This is a genomic window from Cupriavidus oxalaticus (assembly GCF_038900635.1).
Classification (GTDB): domain Bacteria; phylum Pseudomonadota; class Gammaproteobacteria; order Burkholderiales; family Burkholderiaceae; genus Cupriavidus; species Cupriavidus oxalaticus_B.
The window spans coordinates 395,201-403,098 of the sequence record NZ_JAYMRX010000004.1; the positions used below are offsets into that span (position 1 = coordinate 395,201).

General features: G+C 62.3%; 7 protein-coding genes and 1 pseudogene. 4 read left to right on the plus strand and 4 right to left on the minus strand.

Annotated features, from left to right (window positions below; genetic code table 11):
• Positions 1-44: 44 nt before the first annotated feature.
• Entirely contained in the window at positions 45-788 is a 744-nt protein-coding gene (locus VSR71_RS10360; RefSeq protein ID WP_342913798.1) for a VacJ family lipoprotein, read from the minus strand.
• A 637-nt stretch (positions 789-1,425) separates the two neighbouring features.
• Here VSR71_RS10360 and VSR71_RS10365 point away from each other — a divergent pair.
• Both VSR71_RS10365 and VSR71_RS10370 read left to right on the plus strand, forming a co-directional pair.
• Positions 1,426-2,370, plus strand: a complete 945-nt coding sequence (locus VSR71_RS10365) for a DUF808 domain-containing protein (protein WP_342913771.1) — start codon at positions 1,426-1,428, stop codon at positions 2,368-2,370.
• A 372-nt stretch (positions 2,371-2,742) separates the two neighbouring features.
• Entirely contained in the window at positions 2,743-4,326 is a 1,584-nt protein-coding gene (locus tag VSR71_RS10370) for an isocitrate lyase (RefSeq protein ID WP_342913772.1), read from the plus strand.
• Positions 4,327-4,468: 142 nt separating this feature from the next.
• Here the strand turns inward: VSR71_RS10370 and VSR71_RS10375 are convergent, their stop codons facing one another.
• The gene (locus tag VSR71_RS10375) at positions 4,469-5,209 is read right to left on the minus strand and encodes a PAS domain-containing protein (RefSeq protein WP_342913773.1); all 741 of its coding nucleotides are present in this window, start codon (positions 5,207-5,209) and stop codon (positions 4,469-4,471) included.
• Between the two features lie 28 nt (positions 5,210-5,237).
• On the opposite strand from VSR71_RS10375, the pseudogene VSR71_RS10380 reads away from it, so the two are divergent.
• Positions 5,238-6,106, plus strand: a pseudogene (locus tag VSR71_RS10380) (DNA cytosine methyltransferase); the annotation flags it as partial.
• Here the strand turns inward: VSR71_RS10380 and VSR71_RS10385 are convergent.
• Positions 6,103-6,342, minus strand: a complete 240-nt coding sequence (locus tag VSR71_RS10385) for a hypothetical protein (RefSeq protein WP_342913774.1) — start codon at positions 6,340-6,342, stop codon at positions 6,103-6,105. The pseudogene VSR71_RS10380 and the gene VSR71_RS10385 sit on opposite strands and share 4 nt — an antisense overlap.
• A gap of 106 nt (positions 6,343-6,448) precedes the next feature.
• A complete protein-coding gene (locus VSR71_RS10390) occupies positions 6,449-6,988 on the minus strand; it encodes a hypothetical protein (protein WP_342913775.1) in 540 nt (179 codons plus the stop codon).
• A 110-nt stretch (positions 6,989-7,098) separates the two neighbouring features.
• Between VSR71_RS10390 and VSR71_RS10395 the strand changes: the two genes are divergently transcribed.
• Complete coding sequence (locus VSR71_RS10395; protein ID WP_342913776.1) at positions 7,099-7,626, plus strand: DUF1643 domain-containing protein; 528 nt, start codon at positions 7,099-7,101, stop codon at positions 7,624-7,626.
• The last annotated feature ends 272 nt before the right edge of the window (positions 7,627-7,898 follow it).

Genomic DNA, 7,898 nt, shown 5'->3' on the forward strand with positions numbered 1-7,898 from the left:
GCAGTGCCAGGGCCAGCAGCAAGCACAGACTGGCCGGGACCTGCTCAACCGGGACTGGTCGCTTCCTCGTTGGAATAACCATCTCCTGCGACAACGTCTGACGTGGACTGGTCCTCATTGAGGAGGTAGCGGCGGCGCTGCAGATACCCATCGCGCATGAAGCTGTACTTGTCCAGCGCAGCGAGCGAGATGAGGTCCGTGGCCGGCAGCAAGTTCGTCCGCGTATCGACGAAACTCGCTCCATACAGCCCGAAACTGGCCGACGGATCAAGATACGTGGCCGGCGACAGCGCCGCGTTCACGACCACGCCGGCGCCATCGCGGACCGAACTTGGGCCCAGCACAGGCAGGACGAGATAGGGTCCTGGCGGCATACCCCAGGCCCCGAGGGTCAGGCCGAAGTCGGTGTGGTGCGTAGAGATGCCGGCGGGTGTGGCGATATCGATCAGCCCGCCGATCCCCAGCACCGAATTCACCGCCAGCCGCATGCCGGTCTCCGCTGCCGCAACGCCCCTGCCTTGCAAGAGATTGTTCACCAGGTTTGAAACATCGCCGAGGTTCGAGAAGAAGTTCCTGACGGCGGTTCGCACGGGGCCGGGCACGGCCTCCCGATACCCTTTGGCCACCGGCGTTGCCACGTACTGGTCAATCGTCTGGTTGGCTGAAAACACCGCCCGGTTCATGGGCTCGAGAGGATCGGATGGCGTCGCCTGAGGACCGCTTGCGCACCCGGCAGCAAGAAGCGCAAAGACCAGAGCCGGCACAGCTCGATAAAAACTGGAACACATGCGCGCAAGACAGGCCAAAGCTCACTCCTGGGGGTGCTGCTGATCCGGCAAGGGCGCCCTCGGCGGGACCGCGAAGGAACGCGGGGTTCGTCATCCCGCGGATGCGCTTTCTGGCATCAACGCAACGGAGCGGCTTGCCATGAGCCAATTTACGGCGAGCCCGGCGCTGTCGCAATCAGACTTAGGTATGTAACGCCCCCGCCGTGCCTCACAGCCATCCGTTGCCAACGGCCCGGCATTCCATGCCACTTGATGCGAAGGTAGTTCGATACCATCGTGCGCCGCTGGTCTACGCCAGCACTGGGAGACGTTGCTGGTCGATGCAAATTTAGGTTGCGGCGTTGCACCGGTCCATTGCACGAAGGTGTCCTCGGTACTTTCGTATCCCCGGTGCTTTCGTATCGGCGGGACGAAATGTCGTGCCATTGGCTGTACTGCCAAACCCGCAGGCAACTGGCGTGTACAGTTGAACCGCTGCCAACGCGCGAACTACCATTTGCGTCACCGGAAGCCCCCTTCCGGATTTGCTGGCATCGGCGGTACGGAACCTGCTTGGTTGAATGAACGACACGAGGAGCAAGACCAATGACACATTGCCTGCATGAGCGAGGCCTCTGCCGCGCGCGGAGGTCCTGACATGGCCGGATCCAGCTTGCTGGTACTGATCGACGACATCGCGACCATCCTCGACGATGTCGCCACCATGAGCAAAGTGGCGGCTAAGAAGACCGCCGGCGTACTGGGCGACGACCTGGCGCTGAACGCGCAGCAGGTCAGCGGCGTCAAGGCAGACCGGGAACTGCCGGTGGTATGGGCCGTCGCGCTGGGGTCGCTTCGCAACAAGGTGATACTCGTCCCGGCGGCGCTGGCCATCAGCGCCTGGGCGCCGTGGGCCGTCGTGCCGCTACTCATGGTGGGCGGCGCGTTTCTTTGCTATGAAGGCTTTGAAAAACTGGCACACCGGTTCTTGCACAGCGATGCGGAGGACGCGGCACATCACCTCCGTGAACGCCAGGCCATGTCGAACCCCGTGGTCGATGTGGTGGCGTTCGAGAAAGAGAAGATCAAGGGTGCGGTCCGCACGGACTTCATCCTTTCGGCTGAAATCATCGTCATCTCGCTGGGCACCGTCGCCGACGCTCCGTTCGGCCAGCGGCTCGCGGTCTTATGCGCGATCGCCGCCATCATGACGGTCGGCGTCTATGGCCTGGTGGCCGGCATCGTGAAGCTCGATGACGCGGGCCTGTATCTGAGCCGGCGATCGTCGGCCGGCTTCCGCTGGCTGGGCCGAGGTTTGCTGCGGCTGGCACCCTGGCTGATGAAAGCCTTGTCGCTTGCCGGCACGGTGGCAATGTTCCTGGTGGGCGGCGGCATCCTGATGCACGGCATCCCGGCGATGCACCACGTGCTGGAAGCCGCGGCACAGGCGGCGGCAGGCGTGCCGGCGATCGGCGGTGTCCTGTCCGCGCTGACCCCGTTGGCGCTCGACGGGATTGCCGGCATCGTCGCCGGCGCGCTGGTGCTGGCTGCGGTGAGCCTGGTCAAGGCCGGGATGCGGGCGTTGCGGCCGTCGGCACGCTAGGCGGGTACGCCGGATCCTCCAGCCGCTCGGCCCGATATATCCATTGCGATTCTCAACTCGTTCGTGGGGCGGCCTCCTCCGATCAGCGGTCCGGGGGCTCTACTCCAGCAGTCGAAAGCGCGTTTCACATTATGGAATTCGAGTCAGATCTTCCACGACACCGTTCTCTCGTCTCCTGAAAATACGTTCCGCATCGTGAAAATGTAGATCTATCTATTTGAAAAATAAAGATAAATTAAGTCTTATGTCTTATATAAGACTAGCGCTGCAACGCATCAAACGGCGCTACTATTCACTCATGCAGTTCGCTTCGACATACGTAGCGGCACGCTCGATCATTTACTCAAACGCGCTTTGCTCCAGGAGATACACATGGCTCAATATCAAGACGACATCAAGGCAGTTGCTGGTTTGAAAGAGAAGCAAGGCAGCGCGTGGGACGCCATCAATCCCGAGTACGCGGCTCGCATGCGTGCCCAGAACAGGTTCAAGACGGGCCTGGACATCGCCAAGTACACCGCCAAGATCATGCGCGCCGACATGGCCGCCTATGATGCGGACCCGTCGAAGTACACCCAGTCGCTGGGCTGCTGGCACGGTTTCATCGGCCAGCAGAAGATGATCTCCATCAAGAAGCACTTCAACAGCACCGACCGCCGCTACCTGTACCTGTCCGGATGGATGGTCGCCGCGCTGCGCTCCGAGTTCGGCCCGCTGCCGGACCAGTCGATGCACGAGAAGACCTCGGTCAGCGCGCTGATCCGCGAGCTGTACACCTTCCTGCGCCAGGCTGACGCCCGCGAACTGGGCGGCCTGTTCCGCGAACTGGACGCCGCCAACGACGCTGCCGCCAAGGCCGCCATTCAGGAAAAGATCGACAACCACGTGACCCACGTGGTGCCCATCATCGCCGACATCGACGCGGGCTTCGGCAACGCCGAGGCAACCTACCTGCTGGCCAAGCAGTTCATCGAAGCAGGCGCGTGCTGCATCCAGATCGAAAACCAGGTGTCCGACGAAAAGCAGTGCGGCCACCAGGACGGCAAGGTCACCGTGCCGCATGAGGACTTCCTGGCCAAGGTCCGCGCCATCCGCTACGCCTTCCTGGAACTGGGCGTGGACGACGGCGTCATCGTGACCCGTACCGACTCGCTGGGCGCCGGCCTGACCAAGCAGATCGCCGTGACCCACACGCCGGGCGACCTGGGCGACCAGTACAACTCGTTCCTCGATTGCGACGAAATCTCGGCCGACGCACTGGGCAACGGTGATGTCGTCATCAAGCAGAACGGCAAGCTGATGCGCCCGAAGCGCCTGGCCAGCAACCTGTTCCAGTTCCGCGCCGGTACGGGCGAAGCGCGCTGCGTGCTGGACAGCATTACCTCGCTGCAGAACGGCGCCGACCTGCTGTGGATCGAAACCGAAAAGCCGCATATCGAGCAGATCGCCGGCATGGTCCGCGAGATTCGCAAGGTCATCCCGAACGCCAAGCTGGTGTACAACAACAGCCCGTCGTTCAACTGGACCCTGAACTTCCGCCAGCAGACGTATGACGCGATGAAGGCCGCGGGCAAGGATGTGTCGGCCTATGAGCGCGCCCAGCTGATGAGCGTGGAATACGACGATAGCGATCTGGCAAAGATCGCCGACGAAAAGATCCGCACCTTCCAGGCCGACGCGTCGCGCGAAGCCGGTATCTTCCACCACCTCATCACGCTGCCGACGTACCACACCGCCGCGCTGTCGACCGACAACCTGGCCAAGGAATACTTCGGCGACCAGGGCATGCTGGGTTATGTGGCTGGCGTGCAGCGCAAGGAAATCCGTCAGGGCATCGCCTGCGTCAAGCACCAGAACATGTCGGGCTCGGACATCGGCGACGACCACAAGGAATACTTCAGCGGCGAAGCGGCCCTGAAAGCGGCGGGTAAAGACAACACCATGAACCAGTTCTGATACCGGTAATACCCCAGGCCAAGCACCCCAAAGGTTGGACCGGTGTCCAGCTTTTGGGGTGTAGTTCATTCAGGGTTGGCGTTTTTGTCCGGCGCGTCAGTCCCTCGCCTTGCAAACGAGCCAAGTCCTGGCAGCTGGACAGTCAGGCCAGGCGCATCGCCAGAGCGTAGTACGGCGCGCCGTCCTCGCTGCGCTCCAGCATCGCGCGGACCGTCACCGCCAGCGCACTTCCGTCCCCCCGCTGCAGCTTGGCGCCGAACTCCGCTTTCGGCCGGGCGCGCGTCATCCTGCGCAGGCGCGCCCCGGCGTCGGCGAAACGTCCGGCGAGCCCATCGCCCAGCAGCGCAGCGGCATCGCAGCCGATCATCTCCACCAGCGCCGCGTTGACCGACTCGCAGCGCAACTCCCCGTCCATCAACGCCATGCCTTCCGACGTCAACGCGAACACAGCCTGGAACCGCGCCTGCTGATCGCGCAGCGACTGCTCGGCGAGCTTGCGCGCGGTGTTGTCCATGCTGATGCCGACGATCTTGACGATGCGCCCGTCCAGCTCCCGCACCGGCGTGGCGCGCGACGAAATCCAGCGGATGCTGCCGTCAGGCTGGTACAGACGGAAGTCGAACTCGTGCGCGCGGCCGGTGTGCAGCGATTCCTCGTAGGCGGCGTTCATCATGGGAACGTCATCGGCATGCACATGCTTCCAGAAGCTTTCATTGCTGACGATGCGCCAGCCGTACACGGCTTCGACGTTGGACGAGTAGGTCACGTCGTCCGTGATCAGGTTCCATTCCCACGTGACGATGCGCGCGCCCTCCTGCGCCAGCTTCATGCGCGCCTCGCTCTCCATGATTTCGGCGGTATAGCGGCGGCGCATGTCGGTCATGGGCATTTCCACCGCGCTTGATTTGTCCGCGGGTGAGTCTCTGCCGACTAATGGCGCATTCTCGGTGGCGGATCCGCGCGCCCCCGCTAATGCCGCGCAATATCAGCAGCATGGTGTTCTGGGCTGGCGTGAGGCGTCCGGCGCGATCATCGGCGTGAAGTCGCCCGGGCAAGGCACGTTCAGCGTGGCAGACCCGCGCCACATCGGCCCGGCTAAGCACAACAACGAATACCGCGTCGTGCCGTGGAGCCAGGCCGCCGGCGCCGTTACCAGCGCGCACGGCACTGGACAGTGCGTCGCCGACCCCCGCCGCGAAGGACCAACCTACCGAAAGTACTCCGTCACACAATCGGACGAAGCAACGGGCACGGTGATCGCCGGCAGCACCACCGGCCAAGGCGCGTTTGCCGTTGCCGACCCCCGCCCCGGCTTCCACCGCGAGAAAGGCGACAACTACCTGACCGCCGGGCACTACGGTGTGGTTAGCTGGAATCAGCACAGTGGCGCCGTTTCGGCCCGCAGCTGGCTACGACAATGGCAAGTGGTCGGTGGCCGATCCGCGCCTGCCGGCGGCGAACGACAAGCTGATCGCCATCATCCGCGCGCTGGATGGCACTTGGCACCGGCCATTCACCACGCTGGAACTCGCCGTCATCCAGTCCCTGATCGAGCCCGAGGAATACCTCGAGCTGGACGGCTTGAGCGACCAGGCATGGCGTGATGCGCATCGGCAACGCTGTGCCGCCATATGCAGCCGAGGCAATAGCCGACGTGATGGGCAGCACGCTGCTACTGGCGGAGTTCGGCGAGACGTTCCAACTCTCGGCAACGCCGGTGTGGGTGCGGCCGGTGGCGATCGCACTGACCGTGGCGCAGCAAACGGAGTCCCGTGACTAAAGCCCGGTTTCGTCGCGTTGCATACGGTCGAGGGCGAACTCTCCGGCTGCCGCCATCGCCCGATCAAACTCCTCAAACTGTTTCACGAGGCGATGCTTCACACATGGGACCAAGGTCTTTTGATGGTCAGCCTTCCGTTCAAAAACAACGAAAGCCTCCCACTTACCGTCGGCCATTTCGGAAGCAAATGCATACGCAAAGTACCCATTTTCCTCCAGGAATAAATGGTCAGCCATTTTTCTTCCTCCAACAGTTCGGTCGCGACATCCTAGCATGACAAAAGAATCTCTCATTCTCGTCAGCGTCGCTAGGGCGGCCTCCTTGTTCGGAGACGCGCCGGTGTCAGCTTCCCCATCTGAAGAGCCATTCTCCGCTGGGCTGCTTAATGGCCGTGTAGTTGCGACGAGTACCCTCCTCACTCTGGGGAGAAACGTAGTCGACTATGAAGCTAATGGCGTTGGCGGAACGCTTCTGCCAACCGGCCACACGTACGGGGCTCACGCATCCCGATTTGTGATAGCTCATGCTGTTCAAGGGAGACCAGAAGCTATACGAAGTGTCGCTAGGATCCGTGTACTGCGCCATGCGCTTTGGGTCCGCTCCACATGCGGCCAGACCGACAACGTTCTCAATCGCTGGGCGTGCCTCAGCGATCATCCGGTTGGTTTCCTGCACCTGCGCATTGGTGATTGCTGCAGACGTCCGTTGCTTGATTTCAGCAGGGACATAAACCATACCAGTCCCAGCCGACACGCCGCCAGAACGACCGGTGGTTGGCGTGCCCAACGCGGTATTCAAAGCACCCAGCGCTTGGTTGGTTGCGGTCAATCCGTCGTTCACAGCTTGGCAACCAGCAAGGCCAGCTGCGGTCAGCAGTACCAAGAGAGCAGTATTCCTATTGATCATTTTCCGTCCGTGAATGTGAGCGCAGTTACCGGAGGCGCGCCTCCGTACGCTTTCGGCATCGGACCGGGAAACTTTAGAACGTCACGATGAAACGCCTGATCGAAACCACGCTCGACGGCGAGGCCGGATGCATCCTGTCGGATTGCGAGCAGTACCGCTATCGCCTCTGGCGCCATTGGGACGACAGCCGGTCGGCGCTGGGCTTCATCATGCTCAACCCCTCGACCGCCGACCATCTGGTCACCGACCCGACGATAACGCGGTGTCTGCAGCGCGCGTTCGCCGGCAACTATGGCGGGATTGAGGTGGTGAACTTGTTCCCACTGCGCTCGGCCGATCCCGACTGCCTGTTGACGCATCCGGCGCCCCTCGGGCGCGAAGACATAGCCAATGGCGCGGTCATGGACGCGATCGACCGCTGCTCTTTGGTGATCTGCGCGTGGGGCGCGCACAAAGCGGCGTCGGAGCGGGCGGCGGAAGTGCTGCGCATCATCATGATGTGCGGACGCGGCAATGTGCTCCACCACCTCGGTCTGAACCGAGACGGCAGCCCAAAGCATCCGCTCTACATCGCAGCGAAGATCCGCCCACATCGTTTCAAGTATGGGGTGTGACATGCAAAGCAGATACCTGACCGCGGACGAGTTGGCCGAAATGATTGAGTGCAGCCCGAATAGCTACGCCTGCATGCGACGCCATCTGGAGCGAAATCGCGTGCCATACATCGCAAACTTGCGCGGCTTTCCGCAAGTGGACCGCTGGAGCGGCCCCCTGAATCGCCGGACACAGTCCCCCACTTACAATAGCGGGTAGGCATACGACTGTGTTTATGACTAAAACGAAGCAGGAATTGGTGGAAGTGTTGACGGGGCCGGAGCGCCGGCGG